Source organism: Pedobacter aquae, assembly GCF_008195825.1.
Classification (GTDB): Bacteria; Bacteroidota; Bacteroidia; order Sphingobacteriales; family Sphingobacteriaceae; genus Pseudopedobacter; species Pseudopedobacter aquae.
The window spans coordinates 515,933-537,489 of sequence record NZ_CP043329.1 but is presented as its reverse complement, the minus strand read 5'-3'; the positions used below and the strand labels follow the sequence as shown (position 1 = coordinate 537,489).

The window sequence follows — 21,557 nt, the reverse complement described above, 5'->3', positions numbered from 1 at the left end:
TCTCTTCTAAATTAAAATTGACTTACACCTGCCCTTTGCTTATCCTAAAATGCTTTATTTTTTGTTACTTTTGCAGGTATTTTATCATCAACACCATTAATGAAGTTTAAATTAGCAGCGCAAGATCCTTTATCAAAAGCCAGAGCAGGAGAAATAACAACAGACCACGGAACTATTCAAACACCAATTTTTATGCCTGTTGGTACTGCTGGTACGGTAAAAGCGGTGCATCAGCGTGAGCTAAAAGATGATATTAAAGCCCAAATTATCTTAGGAAACACCTATCACCTTTACTTAAGACCAGGTTTAGATGTAATAGAAAAAGCTGGAGGTATACACAAATTTAACGGTTGGGATTTACCTATTTTAACCGATAGCGGTGGCTACCAAGTGTATTCTTTAACAGAGGTAAGAAAGATAAGAGAAGAAGGCGTTACTTTTAAATCGCATATTGATGGCTCTAAGCACTTGTTTACGCCAGAAAATGTGATGGATATTCAAAGAACCATCGGTGCAGATATCATTATGGCTTTTGATGAGTGTACACCATATCCTTGTGATTATACTTATGCCAGAAAATCTGTAGATATGACGCATCGTTGGTTGAAACGTTGTATTGATAGATTTGATACTACAGAACCTAAATACGGCTATTCGCAAACCTTATTCCCTATTGTACAAGGCTCTGTTTATAAAGATTTAAGGAGAAAATCTGCTGAATTTATAGCCGAACAAAACCGCGAAGGAAACGCTATTGGCGGACTTTCTGTTGGTGAACCAGCCGAGGAAATGTATGGAATGACAGAGGTGGTATGCGAAATACTTCCTCAAGACAAACCACGTTACCTGATGGGTGTGGGTACACCTATTAATATATTGGAAAATATTGCTTTAGGTATTGATATGTTTGACTGTGTAATGCCTACCAGAAATGCTAGAAACGGCATGTTATTTACCAGGCATGGTTTCATCAATATCAAAAATGAGAAATGGAAGGATGATTTCTCTCCTATTGACCCCGATAGCGATTTATTTTCTGACCAATTTTATACTAAAGCTTATTTAAGGCATTTAATCCATTCTAAAGAGATATTAGGCGCACAAATTGCTACTTTGCATAACTTACATTTTTACCTTTGGTTGGTAAAAGAAGCTCGAGAAAAAATTATTTCAGGAGAGTTTTACGACTGGAAAAATAAAATGGTTAAAGCGCTCGCTCAAAGACTATAAATGAAATTTTTAGACAATTACATCAAGCTGATAGACTGGTATATCATTAAGAAATACCTAGGAACTTTTGTTTTTACCTTAGGGATTTTTGTTGTCATCTCTGTGGTATTTGATATATCTGAAAAGCTTGATGATTTTTTAAAAAGCAAGGCAACCATCAGCCAGATTGTTTTTGAGTATTATGGCGGATTTATTCCTTTCTATCTCAACTTTTTATCGCCTTTAATCAACTTCATTTCTGTTATTTTCTTTACGGCTAAAATGGCCGACCAAACAGAAATTGTTCCTATTTTAAGCGGTGGAGCAAGTTTTAATCGATTTTTACGCCCTTATTTCATTGCTGCTACGGTTATTTTCATTGTAAACATGATTTTCAATTTATTTATCATCCCTGAAACCAATAGGTTGATGATAAATTTCGAAAATACCTATACTAAAATAAAAGATACATCTAGAGAAAACGTACACCTACAACTAGATGAAAATACTTATATCTATATGGAATCTTTTGATAACCTAAGCAATACGGGTTATCGTTTTTCTTTAGAAAAGTTTAAAGATAAAGAGCTAAAATCCAAGCTCATAAGCGATAGAATAAGCTGGGACTCCGTATCAAGAAAATGGAAAATCCAAAACTACAGCATCAGACATGTTGATGGCTTAAAAGAACGTATGGAAAAAGGTTTAGAGAAAGATACCACCTTAGATATGAAACCTATAGATTTTGATATCAGAGATAACATATACTCTGCCATGAACTATTGGGAGCTTAATGATAAGATAGAAAAAGAAAAAATAAGAGGCACAGGTGTTATGGTGAACCTAGAATTAGAGAAATATAAGCGCTGGACCTACCCTTTCTCTACCTATGTTTTAACCTTAATTGGTGTAGCTTTATCATCAAGAAAAGTAAGAGGCGGTGTAGGTTTACCCCTTGGTTTAGGTATTTTATTGAGTTTTGTTTACATCCTTTTCATACAATTTGCTAACGTTTTTGCCCTTAAAGGAGGCTTACCTGCTATTGTAGCTGTGCTGATACCTAATATAATTTTTGCGCTTTTAGGTGTATATTTAGCTATCAAAGCGCCAAAATAATCATGAAATTTAAGCTAAGCAATGTCTTAATCTTACACTTAACCGTATTTGTGTGGGGGTTTACGGCCATTTTAGGGGCCCTTATTTCTATTAATGAAACCCATTTAACATGGTATAGGGTATTGATAGCTTTTAGCTCTTTATACCTTTGGTTTAAGTATAAAAAGATAAATTTTAGCGTTAATAAGGAACAATTTATCAAGCTTTTTTTAACTGGTGGAATAGTTGGTTTACACTGGATCTTGTTTTTTGGCGCTATTAAAGCCTCTACCGTATCCGTTGCTATGGTGTGCCTTTCATCCCTAACATTATTTACAGCCGTTCTAGAGCCTTTATTTAGCTCCAAATCTGTTTCCAAATTGGAAATTTTGGTTGGATTTCTAATTATTGTAGGTATTTACATGATTTTTAAGTTCGAAACCGAGTACGAAACAGGTATTATAATGGGTATTTCTAGTGCCTTTTGTGCCAGTATTTTTTCTATTATCAACGCTAAACAAGTTAAAAATAGAGCAGCTACAGTTATTACTTATTACGAATTGATAGGTGCTTTCTGTTGGATTTCTTTCTATTTATTACTTACAAATGGCTATACAAAAGCCATGATTTTAGACCTTTCAGACATCGTTTATTTACTGATTTTAGGTACCATTTGTACCTCTGTAGCTTATGTAGCTGGGGTAATGGTGATGAAGGAATTGAGCGCTTTTAGGGTAGCTTTAATCACCAATTTAGAGCCTGTTTATGCTATCATTTTAGCCTTGTTTATCTTCGGTAAAGACGAGCAAATGACCAACGGATTTTACGTCGGAGCAAGCATTATTTTAGCTACCATCTTCTTATATCCCATTGTAAAAACCCAACTCGAAAAAAGACAATTAAGCAAGAACTTACATCCTTAAAAAAGGCTATTGATCTCCTATTTCTTTCGCAGTTTCATGACTTAGTTTGACCTCTATTTCTCATAAGGTATCTTCTTTCATGAGCTTAATTTTAGACAATCTTAACGCCACTATTAAGTGAGACGACTACTGGTGTTACCGCTTTAGAGAAGCTAATTCCTAAGTTCCTTTTTTCTTTTTACACCACGAGTTAGGAAGATATAATAAAGCTCTTTGGAATATTTACCTTGTTTAATTCGTCATGAAAAAAACAAAATCAAAATACACTAAGTACTCCTAATAATGCTTATTAAATTCAAGTATAGCAATTTCAAATTGAGCTTATTTTTTAGCTCATCCAAAAAGAAAAATAACGAAAAACAAGAGTACAGGAGCGTGGCGTTAAACTAAATAGCTTTGCCATTTCGTATACAATTTTTGAAAAATGAGAATTTTTAGCGCTTCCTTAAGCGATGAAAAAGAACATCAAAACTTCTTCTTAGTGTATTTTTTAATGATTTAAAAAGCCTATATTGGAAAGATAAAAAGAGGCCTATTTTGATGAAAAATAGACATTATAAAACAGAAAAACATCTTATGTATGATTTTATATAAATAAATATATAAAATTTAAAATCAGATACTTATAAATTTTAAATGAATATAAAATTCAAGTAAATATAAAATTAAAAAAACCTTAATACTAAAAAAATTAGCATAAAGATTTAATGAAATCATTAAAATACAATAAGAAACTTATAATCAATACATTAAGTATATTTATATTAACTTTTAATTCATATATGGTTTTTGGGCAGCTTTTTAGTAGCGAACAAAACCCACCAAGTGTAAAGTTCAACCAAATTAACACCCCACAGTTCCAAATCATCTACCCTACCCCACTAGAACAAGATGCGCAGCGAATGGCTAATTTGCTAGAGAAAATGATTAATGATGTTAGCAAGTCTTTAGGTCGTAAACCCAAACCTATTTCCATCATCTTACAGAACCGTGGCGTGGTATCCAATGGCTTTGTACAAATGGCCCCAAGAAGGTCAGAGTTTTACACTATCCCATCTCAGGAATTTGATTCACAAGACTGGTTAAATGGCCTAGCTTTGCATGAGCTAAGACACGTTGTGCAGTTTGATAAATTGGTACCGAGTTTAGGAGCTCCCATTTTTGAAGAGTTAAAATTGGCGCTCTTCGGCATCAATTTACCACCTTGGTTTTTTGAAGGAGATGCGGTTGTTACGGAGACAGTTTTAAGTCCAGGGGGAAGAGGCAGACAACCTTATTTTGAACTTGCTTTAAGAACTAACTTAGGTAGCAATAAACACTACTCCTATTCTAAAAATTACCTAGGTTCTTTTAAGGATATAGTCCCCAATTATTACACCTTAGGATACTTCCTCACGAGCAAAATGAGAAGAGATTTTGGCGAGCAAATTTTAGATAAAACTTTAAGCAGAATGGCTCGCTTTCCTATACGTCCTTATAACTTCACATCATCCTTAAAAAAGCATGCTGGCATAGGCACTTCTCAGCTTTACAAAAACACCATGCAAGAACTAGACTCGCTTTGGGCAAAGCAGTCAGATTCATCGGGTAAAACCCTATACCAAACAGCTTACCATGAAGAAGCTCAAATACCTACTTTTTATCAGTTGCCTTACCTAACAGCAGAAGGCGATTTGGTATGCATCAAAAAGTCGTATGCAGAAACACCTGCTATCACGCTTATCAAAAACAAAAAAGAAGAAACACTTTTAAGAATAGGTTTTCAGTTAGAGCCTAATTTGCATTATGCAGCTAATCTGTTGGTTTGGGATGAATACCGTCAGGATAAAAGATATGGCAAGCAATCTTTTAATGTTATTTGTATTTATAACCTCAAAGACAAAACTTTTAAACAGTTAACCCATAAGAGCAGATACTTCTCTCCTGCCCTATCTGCCGATGGCAAAAAAATTATCGTGGTAAAGGTGAGTTATGACAATCAATTTTCTTTGGTTGAGCTAAGTGCACAAAATGGAGAAGAGTTAAAAAGCTATCCAAACCCCCAAAACTATATTTTACAAACGCCACAATATGATGATGCAGGTAAAAAAGTAGTGGTAACAGCTTTAAACCAAGATGGCAAAACCTTATTGGTTTATGATTTAGAAAATGGCGCTATAGAAAAATTATTTGCTCCGGTAAGGCAATTAATATCTAGACCTACGTTTGCCAAACAGCAAATTCTTTTTAAAGCGCACTTTAACGGTACAGATAATATCTACAGTTTTGATTTGAGCACAAAAGCAATAAGCAGAATTAGCGATGCGCAATTTGGTGCTTACCAACCTTCTTATGACCCTAAAAATCAAAAATTATATTTTAGCGATTACCAACATACCGGCCATCGCATCGTATCCATTGATTTAAATAGCGCTAAATCAACTTTAAGGGACAAAGAGCCCGATAACTTCCTTCAATATTTTAAACCGCTTATATCGCAGGAAAACACTTGTAACGTTTTTCAAGACATCCCTGAAAAGGAATATCCAATTAAACCCTATAAAGAAGCAGCTCACTTGTTTTATTTCCACAGTTTAAGACCTACAAATACAGAAAGCGAAATAGACAATCAATACGTAATTGGTTTTGATTTGGCATCAGACAACAAGCTCAATACTTTTTCATCAACCGTAGGATATGCTTATAATTTTGGATTAAGAAACAGCGAATACCGAGCTACGGTAAGCTTTAAAAAATACTACCCTATTTTTACTGCCGATTATGAAAACCGTGGAAGATTTAGTTCTGTAAGATTGATTAGACCCAACGGAGAAACTGTGGTACCTTTCACCTGGAGAGAACATGTAAGTAATTTTGGCATCACTATTCCTTTTGCTACCAATTGGCTAAACAAAGGTTTTTCTACAGGCTTTAACATCAGTAGCGGTTATACCAGCAGATACAATTTAAGTTTACAACCCAATAATTTCCCTATGCAAATAAGCTTCCCTATGAAATACCAATTTTTTATGGGCTTAGGGACTTTAAGAAGCGAGAGAGATTTAGCTACGCCTTGGCTGTTAAACTTCAATATTTTGTATGAGCATTTACCCTTTGACAGTAATTTTGATGGCAGCAACCTCATTTTAAAAACTTTTGTGAATACACCCGGCTTGTTTAGCAACCACAGCTTACAGCTTAACTTTAACTGGCAAAGCAACAGCGGTGTTTATAGGTTTAATACTGATATTGCTAGAGCAAGCGGCTTTCTTAATTTACCTGCACTAGACAGGTTGCATAATTCTTTCTTGCTTGATTACCGTTTCCCTATTGCTTACCCCGATTGGGAAGTTGGACCGCTTGCTTATATCAAACGTTTTAAAGGTGGTATTTTTACTGATTTTGAAAACATAGGAAAAGGAAATGGGCTGAGGTCTTATGGTGCAGAGTTGAGAACGGATTTGAATATCCTGAGATTTTACCTGCCCAATGTAGATTTCGGGACAAAAATTATTATGCCTGCTGAAGAAAGCATCAACAAAAAACCGATATTCGAATTTGGTTTGATTTTAAATTATTGATATGAGCTTCAAAACATTAACAATTATTATACTATCGGTCTTCATTACCGTTGTTTTTATGCAAAACACCGATGAGGTATTGTTTACCATCCTCTGGAAAGAAATTTATATTTCTAAACTCCTCATGATGCTTATTGTAACTGTTTTTGGTTTTATTGTGGGATTAATTATTGCCAGACCAAAAAAGAAAGCACCTTTAGCCACAGAAATTGCAAAAGATATTCCATTTGAAGTAAATAACCCCAATGAAGACTACTTAAATCATCATGATAAAAAAGGTTTAAGTGATGAAGACAGAGATTATATCAGTTAAAATGACAAAAAAAATAGCTTTCCTTGGTTTAGGAAATATGGGTATTCCCATAGCACAAAACCTCATCAATGCCGGGCATGAAGTAAGTATCTACAACCGATCTGCCGTAAAAGCACAACAACTTACAGGAAATTACTTCCTAGCAAACAGCCCCGCAGAAGCTGTTGCTGATAAAGATTTTGTTTTTACCATGCTTGCAGATGATAACGCTTTAAACCAAATCTGTACAGGCGAAAACGGTTTTATCTTAGCCTTAAAAAAGGGTGCTATACACATCAGTATGAGTACCATAGCGCCAGAAACATCTGCCATCTTAAATGATATACACCATAAAAATGGTTCTATTTACTTAAGTAGCCCTGTTTTTGGCAGACCAACCGCTGCCGCAGAAGCAAAATTATTTATTTGTTTATCAGGACAAGATGAGGCTAAACAATTGGCAAAGCCTTTATTAGAACAAGTTGGACAAGCTGTTTATGATTTTGGCGAAGATGTTAAAGCAGCCAATGTGCTTAAACTTACTGGCAATTTCATGATTATGGCTTCTATGGAAACCATGGCGGAAGCATTTACCCTAGCAGAAAAAAATGGTTTAGACCGTAAGCAGGTAGCTGATTTCTTCGGAAATACTGTTTTTAATGCCCCTATTTATAAAAACTACGGAACTTTAATTGCCAACAACAATTACCAACCGGTTGGCTTTAAATCTACACTGGGTTTTAAGGATGCCCGCTTAGCCTCAAAAATGGCATTAGATGCAGAAATGCCTGCCCCATTACTTAACTTGGTTTATAACCGCTTACTTAGCGCAATAGCGCAAGGTAAGGGCGAGCAAGATTGGGCAGAAAGTATAGCTAAAGGAGTTTCTAACGATGCGGGTATTTAAAAAAATGATGCTGTACTTCTTAGTTTTTATTGCTGTACTAGCAATTGTAACTTACTTATTTTTACAGTCGGCGGTTTTTGGTGGTTCACCAAATGAAACACAAGTTAAAAGAATAGAAGCTTCACCCAATTACAAAGACGGAAGCTTCCAAAACCTTTCGCCAACCACGGTAAGCTTGCCAGAATCGTCTTTTTTTAAAGTTTTACAAGAGTTTATTTTTAACAAAGAAGAAACAGAGCCTAAGCAGCCAATTCAGGTTGTTAAAACCGATTTAAAAAACCTTAAATCTGATGAACCCTTAATCATTTGGTTTGGGCATTCTTCTTATTTAATGTTAATTGATGGAAAAACCATTTTGGTTGACCCTGTTTTTAACAGAGCTTCTCCTATCCCACTTTTTGGAAAACCATTCAAGTATAGCTATGATTATAGCGCTGCTGATTTCCCTGAAATTGATATTTTAATCATCACACATGATCATTATGACCATTTAGATGAGCAAACCATCCAAAAATTAATCCCGAAGACAAAGAACTTCATTGTTCCTTTGGGTGTTGAAGCCCATTTAATACATTGGGGAGCAAAAACTGAGGCTATCAAATCTTTAGATTGGTATGATGAAGCTCAGCTTTTAGATTTTAAAATAACAGCTACGCCGGCAAGGCATTTTTCTGGCCGAAAATTTACCAGAGGCAATACTTTATGGAGTTCTTTTGTTTTTAAAAGTGATAAATTGAATATTTATTTAGGCGGAGATTCTGGCTATGATACCCATTTTAAAACCATTGGCGATAAATATGGCCCTTTTGATTTAGCCATTCTAGAATGTGGGCAATATGGTATCAACTGGCCGCTTATTCACATGTTTCCAGAGCAAGTTGCGCAAGCTGCCGCTGATTTAAAAACTAAACAACTTTTACCCGTTCATTGGGCTAAATTTAGTCTGGCCTTACACAACTGGACAGAACCTATTAATAAGTTAACTTATATTGCTAAAGCACAAAATTTAAGTTTACAAACACCACGCATAGGAGAACCTTTATCCTTCTTTAAAATGGATAAAACCATAAATTGGTGGAAAAATTAAACATCGTGAAAATACATATTACCATATGGCTATTGCTTTGTAGTTTTTACTGCTACAGCCAGAAATTAGCTATCAAAGAAATCGGTTTTAGCTTAAAACCAGAAGAAAGAGCAAAAATAGAACGCTTAGCAACTTACGAAGTCAAAATATTTAATGGTTTATTTAAGGATGCAGAAAATGACAGCTTAACTATCTACATTAACCTATACAACAAAGGGAAAGACTTTAGAGCTCTTTTACAAGAATTTGGCTTAAAAGGGTTAACAGAATCTGGATTTTATTCGCCCAAGACCAACCAATCTTATGTGCTTTACCAAAGCATAGCAGATATAGAGATCATTTTACATGAGATGAGCCACGCCCTACTCAGGCATAGCATTAGAAACCCACCCAGATGGTTTAATGAAGGTTTAGCAGAGTTTTTAGAATCTCTAAAAGAAGAAAATTATAAAATTCAGGTGAATGCGCAATTTCATTACCTGGATAAAATGAAAGCCGACAATAGAAATGCTCCTACCAATATCAGCGCTTTCTTAAACAGCCATAACAGCTGGCAAGACAAAAACAAGGTACAAGACATGTACACCATTTCTTACTGCATGGTTTATTATATCATTAAACAAGACCCGCTACTAATTGGTAAGATGGCCAATATGATGAAAAAAGGAATCGGTACAGAACAAATTTTCAATACCTTATTTGGAGGTATAGATAGCTTTGAAAGACGATTTAATTTCTATTACCGATAAATACAATTTGAGTTTTAAGTCCCATTTAAATACATTTGTTTGTTAAATCTAAAAATATGTTAAAAGAAGAACGCCATGCCTATATCCTCAAACAAATAAACTTACACAACAAAGTTTTATCGTCTGATTTGAGCGAACAATTGGTAGTTTCTGAAGATACCATAAGAAGAGATTTAAACGAACTAGCAGAAAGTGGTAAGATTTTAAAAGTACATGGCGGTGCTTTATCAAAATCTTTTCATTACCCTTTCCAACAGGTAGATGCTTATGCTAAAGATGCTAAAAAAGAGATTTCTAGGAAGGCATTATCGCTCATCCAAAACGGCATGACTTTATTAGCCAGCGGCGGTACCACCATGATAGAACTGGTAAGGATGATTCCTGATCATTTAACTTGTACCTTTTTCACTATTAGTCCTTTAGTTGCATTAGAACTAGCAGAAAAACCAAATTTGCAAGTTATTTTATTAGGCGGACAACTTTCTAGAAACGCACAAATAAGCATAGGTTCTAAAGTTGTGAGCGAGCTTAATGATATTAAAGTTGATTTATGCTTATTAGGTGCCAATAGCGTTTCTTTAGAAGAAGGTATTACAGATTCTGATTGGGAAGTGGTACAAGTAAAAAAAGCCATGATTAAATCGGCACAAAAAACCGCTATTGTAAGTATTGCAGAGAAATTAAACTCCATACAAAAGCTTAAAGTTTGTAACCTCAATAGTATCGATTATCTTATTACAGATTTAAACGCTCAGGATAGCTTGTTAACAGATTACGCAAAAAGCGTACAAGTCATTTAAAGCTAAAATCTGTCCTTCTTAAATACATGTTTTTAAAATATTGCTATATTTGAAATCGATTTCCATATCGATAAACCAATTTTTTAACATCATATTTTAAAAACATGTTCACAAAAACAATCCTCTCGGCTCTGTTTACGCTGTGTAGTCTGTATGTTTCTGCACAGAGCAAATCATGGTATACACAAGGTGATTTTTATCCTTCACAAAGAATTGCTTATACTTTGGTAAATGACCTTGATATCAGCAGAGAAAACTGCCCTATCATCATCAAAAGAAAAGATTTTCCCATTCCTGATATTCACGAAATGTGGGTAACCGTGGTAGACCCTTCTTTACCTCCTGCTCCAGAGCCTAGCGAACAGCAACTAAGAAACCAAGGCGGACATGAGCTGAGGAAAGAAACCAACGGGCATGCCATTTTTCATCAATTAGATGATTTGGATAAGGATGGCATTTGGGATGAATTATTTTTCATGACCAATTTAAAGCCTAAAGAAAGTAAAACCATATACATTTACATGGGCGAGAATATTAGAGGCTGGAATAAACATTATACACATGCCAATATTGGTAGCTATACCAGACATATTATGCCTTTCTGGGAATCAGAACATGTTGGTTGGAAAATATGGTTTGCAAACTCGGTAGATGTTTTTGCTAAAAGAAAACCTTTACTGATGGCGCAACGCTTATACATGGAAAATTTAGATGGTTACGGAGTAAGTAATATTTCTAGAGATTTAGGTTCTGATATACAAAGTGTAGGAGATAGTTTTGGAGGTGGCGCTATTTGTCTTTTTGAAAATCCTGCAAAGCCAGACTCTGTTAGCAGACCACGTTTTACACCTGCAAAAGCTGCCTTAGCACCTAAAAGTATGTGGAATGGCGGACAAATAAGTGATACTCGTTATGCCTATGATGTTGTAGTAAATGGGCCTTTACGCTCTATCATCAAAATAAAAACCATGAATTGGGATTCTGGCAAAGGTTTTTATGAATTAGAACAACTTTATACGGCTTATGCACATCAAAACTATAGCACTTGCCAAGTAAACTACACCAAGTTTTTTCCTAAAAATTTAGATGTTTTAATGGGATGTGGTATCCGTAAAAAACCGGGTAAAGAAGATGTATTTCAACAAAATGGCATCATCATATCCTCTGGACCAGAAGGTATTAAAGACCCTGAAAAAATTGATGACAGAGCAGAGTACATGATGGATTTTATTGGAAAAGCCATTGTTGTGAAAGATGTTTACAAACCACAATACCAATTCTCGGCAGACCGCGGCGGAAACCATACTTTTAGAATTCAAGTACCAAAAGAGCATAGTTTTGAGTATGCCATATTTGCTGCATGGAAAGATGGAGCAGTTTTAAATACCGCATCATCTTTTCAGGATTATGTGGTAAAAACCGCTAAAGAGTTTAATAGCCCGGTAAGGTTTTTAAAACCAACAATAGAGAATAAGAAGTAATTTGTTTTGAAACCACAGTGTTCGCCAAGATTTATATTCTTCTTGGTAGACACTGTTTTATTTTTTACCAGCGAGGTTAAAAACGATGAAATCGTAAAACCATATGAAGCACTCGTTGCAAAGGAGCGCAAGATAATGACCACAGAGAGCTCAGAGTAGAAAAGGAAAAATTCAAAATTCAAAAACCTTTAAAACGTCCAAAATAGACACAACGGGTAACAGGAAACCGAAAACTAGCAACTGATACAAAATCAATCATTCTCTCATACAAAAATCAATCAATAAAACTCACCGCCCAACTCCGTGTCCTTTGCGAACTTTGTGGTTAAAAAACATCAAACCTTAGGCGTTAAAAACGATGAAATCGTAAAACCATATGAAAGAAAAATTCAAAAGGAAAAATTCAAAATTCAAAAACCTTTAAAACGTCCAAAATAGACACAACGGGTAACAGGAAACCGAAAACTAGCAACTGATACAAAATCAATCATTCTCTCATACAAAAATCAATCAATAAAACTCACCGCCCAACTCCGTGTCCTTTGCGAACTTTGTGGTTAAAAAACATCAAACCTTAGGCGTTAAAAACGATGAAATCGTAAAACCATATGAAGCACTCGTTGCAAACGAGCACAAGATAAGTCCCCATATTTTAGAACTAACCAACTAAAAACTAACCAACTAACCAACTAAAACCTAACCAACTACTCCCCCAAACACTCATCAACCAAATACACAATAGATTCATAGTTATGCCCTACTGCTTCAGAAATGGCTATTTCGCAAGTTTTTCCGCTAGAATAGTAACCATCAAAAGTACCACAAGCATTAACTTCTTGGGCTTCTGGTAAAGTTGCAGATGCGGTTAATTCTGGAAAAAGAAAACCACGATCGCCTGCCATACCGCAACAACCTGCGCTAAAAGGTACGGTTACTTCATCGGCAAAAAACTGCGCTACTTTTATAAACTTTTGCTGTAAGCCCATCTTCTTTAAAGAGCAAACAGGGTGTAATACAATATTTCTTTTCTTATTGATGTTGTTTAACCTTGGGATAATATAATCGGCTATGTAATCAATACTATCAATGATTTTGAGGGCATCGAATTTTAATTTATTAGCTTCTGTGAGCACTCTTCTACATCCCTGTAAAGTATAAGTACAAGAACTTATATCCAGCATTACAGGTAATCTTCCACCATCTGTTGCTGCCCATAATTTTTCTATGGTTTTATTACTGGTATATTGGTAAGCATCCTGATAACCTTTAGAAGAAAAAATTTGTCCGCAACATAAACCATCAATCTCTTCAGGAATGATAAAACTTAAACCTGCTTTTTCTGAAATAGCAGCCATGGTAGAGATGATATTCTTTTTACCTTTTTCTACGCTACCTCCCATCGTTCTGGAGATACAAGTAGGTGCATAAACTACACCGCTTAAATCCTCTTTTTGCTTAAAAATAGCAGTTTTTCCAGTAGATTTTAATTGATTAGACCATAAAGGAAAACTCGGGATTTGCTTTTTTATAGCTTGGGTAAAGTTACGCATACTACTTTTACCAAAAGCGGCATTAAAACCCTCACCAACTTTTACCCCTAAACCAGCAAAAGTTTCTGCCAAAGCAAAGTTTTTGGCTACCCACAGTGCTGTGTTATTGGCAAACCTGTTATGACTTTCTCTTCTCAGTCGTTTAATTAAATCGCCGGTATTAATTTCTACCGGGCAAGCAGTAGCGCATAAACCATCAACAGCACAGGTATCCATACCATCGTATTGAAACTGCTGCAATAATTCCTGATGCTTTTGATATTCTCTTTTATCACGTAAGTTAACCAGCTCACGCCTTACTACAATACGTTGGCGAGGAGTTAAAGTAATATTTCTACTCGGGCAAATGTATTCGCAATAACCGCACTCCATACATTTATCTACCTCTTCTTCTACAGAAGGTAAATCTTTCAAATGCTGTATATGTGCTTGTTTATTAGCGTTGATAATTACACCCGGATTTAATAAGTTTTGCGGGTCTATCAGCTCTTTTAAAGCCTTCATTACTTGGTAAATATCTTCTCCCCACTCGGTAGCTACAAATGGAACCATGTTTCTACCTGTACCATGTTCTGCTTTTAAAGTGCCTTGATATTTATGGATAACTAGATTTACAACATCTTTTAAAAAGCTATCATAACGCTTTATTTCTTCTGGTGTATTAAAAGATTGTGTGACCACGAAATGGATATTACCATCTTTAGCATGACCAAAAATAATAGCGTTTTCATACTGATATTGCTTGAAAAGTACTTGCAAATCAGAAATGGCATCGCCTAAATGTACTACCGGGACAGCAATATCTTCTAAAATAACCGTAGAACCACTAGCTCTTACCGCACCAACAGATGGGAACATACCTTTACGTAACTTCCATAAAAAGTCTTGCTGGTAAGGGTCGTTAGTAAACTCGGCACTGTTTAAAAGCTTTAAATCTGGCACTAGCACAAAAAACTGGTTGATTTTTAATTGTAAATCTTCCTGCGTATTTGCCTGATATTCTATCAATAAAGCCGATGCACTTTCTGGTAAAGATTTTAAAATATCGGGCACACCCTTAATATGTTCTATAGAACGTAAAGAAGCTCTATCCATCAGTTCTACCGCTTCTGCTCCAGAAACCGTTAACGGGATAATGGCCTTACAGGCTTCATAAATATCTGGAAAGTAAAGTAAAGAGGTTGATTTCTCTTTATAATCGTCTAAAGTTTCTAAAACTGCTTCGGCTATAAAGCCTAAAGTTCCTTCGGCACCAATTAATAAATGTGCTAAAATGTCTAAAGGTTCATCATAATCTATAAAAGCATTTACAGAATAGCCCACCGTATTTTTGGTTTGATATTTAGCTCTGATGAAATTACGGATAGTTTCATCAGCAGTAATTTGCGCTTTTAAATCGATGATTTGCTGATAAATAGCCGGACACTCTTCTTTAAACCTTGGATAATCTTGCTGATGCTCGGTTGAGAAAACTAGCCCATTTGGCAACACAAAACGTATGTATTTAGTGGTATGGTAAGAATTATGTTTTACCCCGCAACACATCCCGCTAGAGTTGTTAGAGAGTATCCCTCCCATCATAGCAGAATTAATGCTTGACGGATCAGGACCCATTTTTTTACCGTACCCTTGTAAGGTATGATTAACCTTAGCACCAATTACTCCTGGCTGAACCCTTACCTGTTTTCCCTCATTTTCTACAACAACCTTATCCCAATACTGACTTAAATCTACCAGAATACCATCTGTAATAGATTGGCCAGATAAACTGGTACCGCCAGTTCTAAAAGTTAAAGGAATTTGATATTTTAAGGAAAACTGAAAAAGCGTAATTACCTCATCAACAGAAACAGGCTGTACAACGGCTTTGGGTTGTAAATGGTAAAAACCTGCATCTGAAGCATAAGCTACTAAATCTATCAGCCGGGTTTTAATTCTTTCTTTTGGAAGAACTGACAGTAGTAACTCACCTATATGTTGCATAAAAATATTTTTAATCTAAAATTTCAGCACTTTATCTCTTTGATTACTAATGGCTAACAAGCATAAAAAAGTTATGGTTGCGTTTATGATAATTAACTCGAAACCTACAGAATAATTAAACCAGCTTAAAGAATTAGCATCAATAACAAAAGACAAAATTGGGGATAAAATACAAATAAAAGGAACTAAACTATCTTTTACATTTCTATAAGTTAACATCCCGAAGGCAAATAATCCTAACAGAGGTCCGTAAGTGTATCCAGCAGCTTTAAAAATAGCGTTTACTACAGAATCATCATTGATGATTTTAAAAATCAACACCACAAGAAAAATCAATACAGAAAATACAATATGAACATAATGTCTGATATTGACCAGCTTAGACGAGTTTTGGTCTTGCTTTTTATCAAAACCTAAAAAGTCTACACAAAAAGAAGTGGTAAGGGCTGTTAAAGCAGAATCTGTTGTGGCAAATGTAGCAGCTGTTAAACCCAGCATGAAAACAATGGCAGGTACTACACCCAAATAATTTAAAGCGATTTCAGGAAAAAGATGATCTGGAGTGCCCAATGCTTTTACATCAATACCTTTTGCCGCAGCAAAAGTATAAAGTAAGGCACCAACGCTTAAAAAAAGATATTGATAAGTACAAATATCCCTGTAAAGGTAAGCATATTCTTTTGTGCTTCACCTATGTTTTTGCAGCTCAGGTTTTTCTGCATCAAATCTTGGTCTAAACCTGTCATGGCAATGGTGATAAATAAACCACCTAGAAACTGTTTGATGAAATGATTCTTGTTGCCAACGAAATCATCCCAAAAGAATATTTGCGAATACGTACTGGTTTTAACCGTTTCTATAGTGGCTGCAATATCAAGATTTAAACTTTTAGCGATGAAATAGATAGACAATACTACAGACGAAAGCAAGAATACCGTTTGCAAAGTATCTGTAATGATGATGGTTTTTAAACCGCCTTTAAAGGTATAAGACCAAATGAGTAATAAACAAATGATGATGGTTATCCAAAAAGGGACATTCCAGGCATCAAAAATAAATTTCTGTAATACTATAGCTACCAAATACAACCTAAAAGCAGAGCCTATGGTACGAGAAATTAGGAAAATCATAGCACCAGATTTATAGCTCCAGAAGCCTAACCTTCTCTCTAAATAAGAATAAATAGAGATGATATTTAACCTATAGTACAAAGGTAAGAGAACCGTAGCTATTAAAACAAAGCCCACAGCATTACCCAAAACAAATTGAAAATAGCCAAATGCGCTTTTATCTACGGCGCCAGGAACAGAAATGAAAGTAACACCAGAAAGTGCTGTCCCAATCATCCCGAACGCGACAAAATACCATTTAGAATTTCTATTAGCAATAAAAAAGCTAGCGTTATCTGATGAACCTTTGGAGGTGAAATAAGACACCCCAATAAGTACCAAAAAGTAGATGATTAAAAAAGACAATAGCGTAATGGGCTCCATTTATATGTTAAGATTTAATGGTTAATAAGAACACTTTCAATGGCTTTTCTTACGCTACCATATTTCTCTAGCAATTGCGTTGCAATATCGTGGTCTTTACCTGTTTCTTGCATAATCATGTTAATGCCTCTGCTAAATAATTTATGATTAGTTAATTGCATATCCACCATTTTATTGCCTTTAACACGGCCTAATTGAATCATCACACTAGTACTTAACATATTGAGGATAAGTTTTTGTGCTGTACCAGATTTCATACGGGTAGAGCCAGAAACAAACTCGGGACCAACCACTACTTCTACTGGGTATTGTGCTTCTGCTGCCACCGGACTACCTACATTACAAACTACACAACCCGTTACAATACCATGCGCATTTGCAGTATTTAAGCCCCCTATAACATAAGGCGTGGTACCAGAAGCGGCAATACCTACCACCACATCGTCTTCAGTAATATCAAATTCTTGTAAGTCTTTCCAGGCTTGCTCCGTATCATCTTCTGCAAACTCTACGGCCTTGCGTATGGCAGTATCTCCACCTGCTATAATACCAACAATCCAATCAAATGGGACACCAAAAGTAGGTGGGCATTCTGATGCGTCTAACACGCCTAACCTGCCACTAGTACCAGCACCTATATAAAATAAGCGACCGCCTTTTTTCATTTTCTCTGCCGTGATGCTAGCTAGTGGCTCTAGTTGAGGAATAGCTTTAGCAACAGCATCTGCAACTGTTTGGTCTTCTTTATTGATATTATATAAAATTTCTCCAACGCTCATTTTATCTAAGTCGTGGTAGTTAGATTCTTTCTCTGTTACAATTTCCATTATTCTATTTTTATATGCTCTCTTCTTATTTATTTGCAATTCCATAACCAAATAGAAAACTATTACCTATACTAACAGGTAAAGTACCATTGGCTTTTATTTCACCCTTCAAAAAGCTCAATACAGCTTCATGCATCAATTTATCATCTTCATAAGCAGCTACTAAATTGCTTAAATTGGTAAAATTACTGATGGCATAAGGAGTACCAAAAGCAATAGTAATAGCTTTATTTTGCAGATTTACCTGCTTAATAAAATCAATTGCAGTATAACTTATTCCGAAATTATTAGCTGGATATTTAGTGTATTGATGAACACCTACAATAACGACATCGTAATTTCCTTTTAGATGTTGAAGTAATACATTGGCCTCTTGTGCAGATGCCTGATAATCCAAACAATAACTATTAGCTTGATATGTATTTTTAAGCAGCTCAGAAAAATGATTTTCTACCTTTAGGCCAACACCTACAAATGCTATTTTTTGCTTTTTATGGAGCTGATTTATAGTAGAATCTGTTTGTTTAAGCACTGTTATAGCTTGTTTATAGATTTCTTTTTTTAAAGGAACAACCACTTCATTTAGCTCTGCCACTAAATTTGTAGTATCAATAATTGGTGTTTTATGAAGCCCTAAATTGTATTTGGCAATTAAAACACGATTTACTTTAGCGTGTATATCATCCCAACTTAAATCTTTTTTTCGGATAACTTTTCTAATCCTTTTGATGCTCCCTTTAATATCGCCAGGAAGGCATAGCATATCATTACCGGCAATTAAAGATTGTGTGGCTGCTTGTCCTTGCGGATAAAACTTAGCAACGCCTTTCATTTCTAAGGCATCGGTAAAATTTATCCCTTTAAAGCCTAGCTCATCTCTTACCAAATTGGTCACATTTGTTTTAGATAAAGATGAAGCTTGGTTTGCTGTAGCATCAATAGCTGGGATGTATAAATGTCCCATCATCATGCTACCAACGCCTGCTTTTATCATCTCTTTAAAAGGATAAATCTCTAAAGAATCCAATTGTAATTTAGATTTCGGAATTACCGGTAAATCATAATGAGAATCAACACTTACATCACCATGACCTGGAAAATGTTTAGCGCAAGCCATCACTCCGGCTTGTTGCATACCTTGGGTAAGTGCTACGCCAAATTTGGCTACTTTATATTTACTCTCTCCAAAAGATCTTACATTAATAACCGGATTAGCAGGATTATTATTGATATCAACAACCGGAGCATAATTAACCTGTATACCAGCTCTTTTACATTGTACGCCCATCGCTTGCCCCATTTGAAAAGCTAAATTCACATCGGCAACAGCCCCTAAAGTTAACTGATTTGGGAAAGGCATTATGTCATTAAAACGCATGCCTACACCGGTTTCGCCATCAATACAAACCATTAGAGGTGTAGGGGCTTGTTTCTGCAACTGGTTAACCGTAATAGCTTGCTGAATGGCCTTCCCTTGAAAAAGACAAATAGACCCTATGTTATATTTTTGGATGTACTTTGATATTTGTTTGGTATAAAAAATGGCAGAATCGCCACTTTTTTCTGACAACCTCAGCACCATTAATTGTGCAATTTTCTCTCTTCTGTTCAGCTTTTTATAAACGCTATCTGCCCATTTTTGTGAAGCTTCAGAAACCTGTAAAAACTCTTGTGCCTGCATACTACCTGATAGTAAAATCAGGATGAATATCATCATTTTTTTAATCATGCTGCTTATATTTTAGATAGCTGATTTTGCCATCCATTGTACTTACCATTACCGCTTTGCTACTGATGGGTTTGATGGTATTTATTAAACAATTTGATGTTTTATACTTCCATACTATAGCCCCATCTTGCTGGTTAAGAGCTACCGCTAAACCAGAGTGAGTTGGAATAAAAACTTGATTTTTATATGTTGTGATTGCAGCCGGATTTAACTCGTAAGGCAGTTGTAATGGTGATTCCCAGACTATATCAAATTTTTCTGAAGATGTAGAAACGCCTATGATTTTACCATCCATCGTTTTGGCATAAACCAATTGTTGATCTTCAGATAAACCCATAGACTCTCTTACTCTGTTATTGGGTAAAGTCTCTCGCCAGATAACCTCCCCTGTTTCCGCATCAAAAGCGGTCATATACCTATCTGGTGCTACAATAAAAACTTTACCATTTGAAGCAACAGGCCAACATGCGGCCGGCGAGTACATCCTATTTGCAGAACCGTTTGTCCATTTCCAAGCTTCTTCACCTGTTTGGGCATCCAAAGCATAAAAATAATTGCCCCAGCTACCAAAGTAGAGTTTCCCTTGGTACAAAAGTGGCTTGGTAACTACAAAGCCTTTAACTTGCGGATAATCCCACAGTAAAGTTCCATTGGCTACAGATAAAGCTCTAAAATGCCCGTCTGATGAGCCAAAATAAACTTTATCATCTGCTACTAAAGGGCTAGCCAAAATAGCTTTAGAGATTTTAAATTTCCAATTTAAATTTCCGGTTTTAGCGTTTAAACAGTACAAATAACCATCTGTAGAACCTACAAAAACATTGTTTTTATAAACATAAGGTGTACTGTATATTTTTCCCTGCGTTTGAAATTTCCATTGTTTATGACCCTTCGCTTTTGTTAAAGCGTAAATTTCTCCCTTAGTGTTTGCACTGATAAATAAATGCTTAAATTGAGCTATTCCAACACCCAAATCGCTATCATCCTGAAACTCCCATTTTACTTTTACTTGAGGATACAGCTTATTTACGGCAAAATTTGGCCGTGGATAAGTGCTTTGCTGAAGATGAAAACTATGGTCTTTAAGTGTTACACTTAACCAGGTTTCTTCTATAGCTGTTAAAGGCTTTTTGGTGGTAAAAGTAGCTTCGTTATTGGCTATAGCGATGATGTTATAACCTCCAACAGAATCTTTAGCTCTTAAATTAGAACGCCCCATGACGTTTGGAATACCTTCAAACTCGTACTTTTTATTTTGATGCCCATGCCCGCATAACATCAACTGGATATTCTTTTGCTTTAAAATATCAATAGCGCTATACCAATTGTTTAAAGAAGAATCTTGCGGATAATGATTGATGTAGATGACAGGTTCTCTCCCTTTTACGGTATTTAAAACAGAGTCTAACCAAACAATGTCCTCTCTAGGGATTTGACCAGGCCCCATTCTCATATAGGGACCAGAACCAGTGCCCACAAACCTAAATCTGTTATAGGTGAACGTAAAAGTACCCGATTTAAACGTGGTTAGAAATGAATTTCCGCCACTTTCAGACCAATTGGTATCATGGTTACCCGGAGTTACATAATAAGGTTTATTTAAGCTATCTAAAATTTGTTTAGCCAATTTTAGCTCTTCATCAGAGCCAAACTCGGTAACATCGCCTGATACGATAACAAATTTAAGTTCAGGATTAAGGTTGATATCCTTAACAGTTCTACGTAAATCATCAGCACCTGTCACATTACCAATATGGGTATCTGTAACATGAGCAAATTTGAAGGGTTGGGCGTAAGTCTTAAATATCCCTAAAAATAGTAGAATAACTAAAAAATATTTCATCTGGATTTGTTGAAATATGCATTATTTAA

At 35.5% G+C, this 21,557-nt stretch carries 14 protein-coding genes and 1 pseudogene; 10 read left to right on the top strand and 5 right to left on the bottom strand.

Going from position 1 to position 21,557, the window contains the following annotated elements; translation table 11 throughout:
• Nucleotides 1–99 precede the first annotated feature (99 nt).
• From tgt to FYC62_RS02405, 10 genes are all read left to right on the top strand, one after another.
• The gene (gene tgt / locus FYC62_RS02450; RefSeq protein ID WP_149073779.1) at nucleotides 100–1,230 is read left to right on the top strand and encodes a tRNA guanosine(34) transglycosylase Tgt; all 1,131 of its coding nucleotides are present in this window, start codon (nucleotides 100–102) and stop codon (nucleotides 1,228–1,230) included.
• Nucleotides 1,231–2,325 (top strand): LptF/LptG family permease, encoded by a 1,095-nt coding sequence (locus FYC62_RS02445; protein ID WP_205943758.1) that lies wholly within the window; start codon nucleotides 1,231–1,233, stop codon nucleotides 2,323–2,325. It begins immediately after the preceding gene.
• 2 nt (nucleotides 2,326–2,327) lie between these two features.
• Nucleotides 2,328–3,227, top strand: a complete 900-nt coding sequence (locus FYC62_RS02440) for a DMT family transporter (protein WP_149073778.1) — start codon at nucleotides 2,328–2,330, stop codon at nucleotides 3,225–3,227.
• 707 nt (nucleotides 3,228–3,934) lie between these two features.
• Nucleotides 3,935–6,787 (top strand): hypothetical protein, encoded by a 2,853-nt coding sequence (locus tag FYC62_RS02435; RefSeq protein ID WP_149073777.1) that lies wholly within the window; start codon nucleotides 3,935–3,937, stop codon nucleotides 6,785–6,787.
• Between the two features lies 1 nt (nucleotide 6,788).
• Entirely contained in the window at nucleotides 6,789–7,100 is a 312-nt protein-coding gene (locus FYC62_RS02430; protein WP_149073776.1) for a hypothetical protein, read from the top strand.
• A 1-nt stretch (nucleotide 7,101) separates the two neighbouring features.
• On the top strand, nucleotides 7,102–7,986 hold the full coding sequence (locus FYC62_RS02425; RefSeq protein WP_149073775.1) for an NAD(P)-dependent oxidoreductase: 885 nt from the start codon (nucleotides 7,102–7,104) through the stop codon (nucleotides 7,984–7,986).
• Complete coding sequence (locus FYC62_RS02420) at nucleotides 7,973–9,073, top strand: MBL fold metallo-hydrolase (RefSeq protein WP_149073774.1); 1,101 nt, start codon at nucleotides 7,973–7,975, stop codon at nucleotides 9,071–9,073. Before FYC62_RS02425 ends, FYC62_RS02420 begins: the two co-directional genes overlap by 14 nt.
• Entirely contained in the window at nucleotides 9,061–9,822 is a 762-nt protein-coding gene (locus tag FYC62_RS02415) for a DUF1570 domain-containing protein (RefSeq protein WP_240534788.1), read from the top strand. Before FYC62_RS02420 ends, FYC62_RS02415 begins: the two co-directional genes overlap by 13 nt.
• A 56-nt stretch (nucleotides 9,823–9,878) precedes the next feature.
• The gene (locus FYC62_RS02410; RefSeq protein ID WP_039449386.1) at nucleotides 9,879–10,622 is read left to right on the top strand and encodes a DeoR/GlpR family DNA-binding transcription regulator; all 744 of its coding nucleotides are present in this window, start codon (nucleotides 9,879–9,881) and stop codon (nucleotides 10,620–10,622) included.
• Between the two features lie 104 nt (nucleotides 10,623–10,726).
• The gene (locus tag FYC62_RS02405; RefSeq protein WP_149073772.1) at nucleotides 10,727–12,103 is read left to right on the top strand and encodes a DUF4861 family protein; all 1,377 of its coding nucleotides are present in this window, start codon (nucleotides 10,727–10,729) and stop codon (nucleotides 12,101–12,103) included.
• Between the two features lie 704 nt (nucleotides 12,104–12,807).
• On the opposite strand, the gene FYC62_RS02400 is transcribed toward FYC62_RS02405, so the two are convergent.
• The 5 genes and pseudogenes from FYC62_RS02400 to FYC62_RS02380 form a co-directional block, all read right to left on the bottom strand.
• Entirely contained in the window at nucleotides 12,808–15,636 is a 2,829-nt protein-coding gene (locus FYC62_RS02400) for an FAD-binding and (Fe-S)-binding domain-containing protein (protein WP_149073771.1), read from the bottom strand.
• Between the two features lie 15 nt (nucleotides 15,637–15,651).
• Nucleotides 15,652–17,129, bottom strand: a pseudogene (locus tag FYC62_RS02395) (sodium:solute symporter).
• 14 nt (nucleotides 17,130–17,143) lie between these two features.
• Nucleotides 17,144–18,001: an N-acetylmuramic acid 6-phosphate etherase gene (murQ, locus tag FYC62_RS02390; protein WP_149073770.1), complete on the bottom strand. Its 858-nt coding sequence runs from the start codon at nucleotides 17,999–18,001 to the stop codon at nucleotides 17,144–17,146.
• Nucleotides 17,982–19,685 (bottom strand): glycoside hydrolase family 3 protein, encoded by a 1,704-nt coding sequence (locus FYC62_RS02385; RefSeq protein WP_149073769.1) that lies wholly within the window; start codon nucleotides 19,683–19,685, stop codon nucleotides 17,982–17,984. The genes murQ and FYC62_RS02385 overlap by 20 nt, the downstream gene beginning before the upstream one ends.
• The gene (locus FYC62_RS02380; RefSeq protein WP_149073768.1) at nucleotides 19,678–21,528 is read right to left on the bottom strand and encodes an outer membrane protein assembly factor BamB family protein; all 1,851 of its coding nucleotides are present in this window, start codon (nucleotides 21,526–21,528) and stop codon (nucleotides 19,678–19,680) included. Before FYC62_RS02380 ends, FYC62_RS02385 begins: the two co-directional genes overlap by 8 nt.
• Nucleotides 21,529–21,557 lie beyond the last annotated feature (29 nt).

What these genes read in the sequence shown, in the direction of transcription:
- tgt (WP_149073779.1), top strand. Translation starts at nt 100, where the DNA reads ATGAAGTTTAAATTAGCAGCGCAAGATCCTTTATCAAAAGCCAGAGCA.
- FYC62_RS02445 (WP_205943758.1), top strand. Translation starts at nt 1,231, where the DNA reads ATGAAATTTTTAGACAATTACATCAAGCTGATAGACTGGTATATCATT.
- FYC62_RS02440 (WP_149073778.1), top strand. Translation starts at nt 2,328, where the DNA reads ATGAAATTTAAGCTAAGCAATGTCTTAATCTTACACTTAACCGTATTT.
- FYC62_RS02435 (WP_149073777.1), top strand. Translation starts at nt 3,935, where the DNA reads ATGAAATCATTAAAATACAATAAGAAACTTATAATCAATACATTAAGT.
- FYC62_RS02430 (WP_149073776.1), top strand. Translation starts at nt 6,789, where the DNA reads ATGAGCTTCAAAACATTAACAATTATTATACTATCGGTCTTCATTACC.
- FYC62_RS02425 (WP_149073775.1), top strand. Translation starts at nt 7,102, where the DNA reads ATGACAAAAAAAATAGCTTTCCTTGGTTTAGGAAATATGGGTATTCCC.
- FYC62_RS02420 (WP_149073774.1), top strand. Translation starts at nt 7,973, where the DNA reads ATGCGGGTATTTAAAAAAATGATGCTGTACTTCTTAGTTTTTATTGCT.
- FYC62_RS02410 (WP_039449386.1), top strand. Translation starts at nt 9,879, where the DNA reads ATGTTAAAAGAAGAACGCCATGCCTATATCCTCAAACAAATAAACTTA.
- FYC62_RS02405 (WP_149073772.1), top strand. Translation starts at nt 10,727, where the DNA reads ATGTTCACAAAAACAATCCTCTCGGCTCTGTTTACGCTGTGTAGTCTG.
- FYC62_RS02400 (WP_149073771.1), bottom strand. Translation starts at nt 15,636, where the DNA reads ATGCAACATATAGGTGAGTTACTACTGTCAGTTCTTCCAAAAGAAAGA.
- murQ (WP_149073770.1), bottom strand. Translation starts at nt 18,001, where the DNA reads ATGGAATTGCAAATAAATAAGAAGAGAGCATATAAAAATAGAATAATG.
- FYC62_RS02385 (WP_149073769.1), bottom strand. Translation starts at nt 19,685, where the DNA reads ATGATTAAAAAAATGATGATATTCATCCTGATTTTACTATCAGGTAGT.
- FYC62_RS02380 (WP_149073768.1), bottom strand. Translation starts at nt 21,528, where the DNA reads ATGAAATATTTTTTAGTTATTCTACTATTTTTAGGGATATTTAAGACT.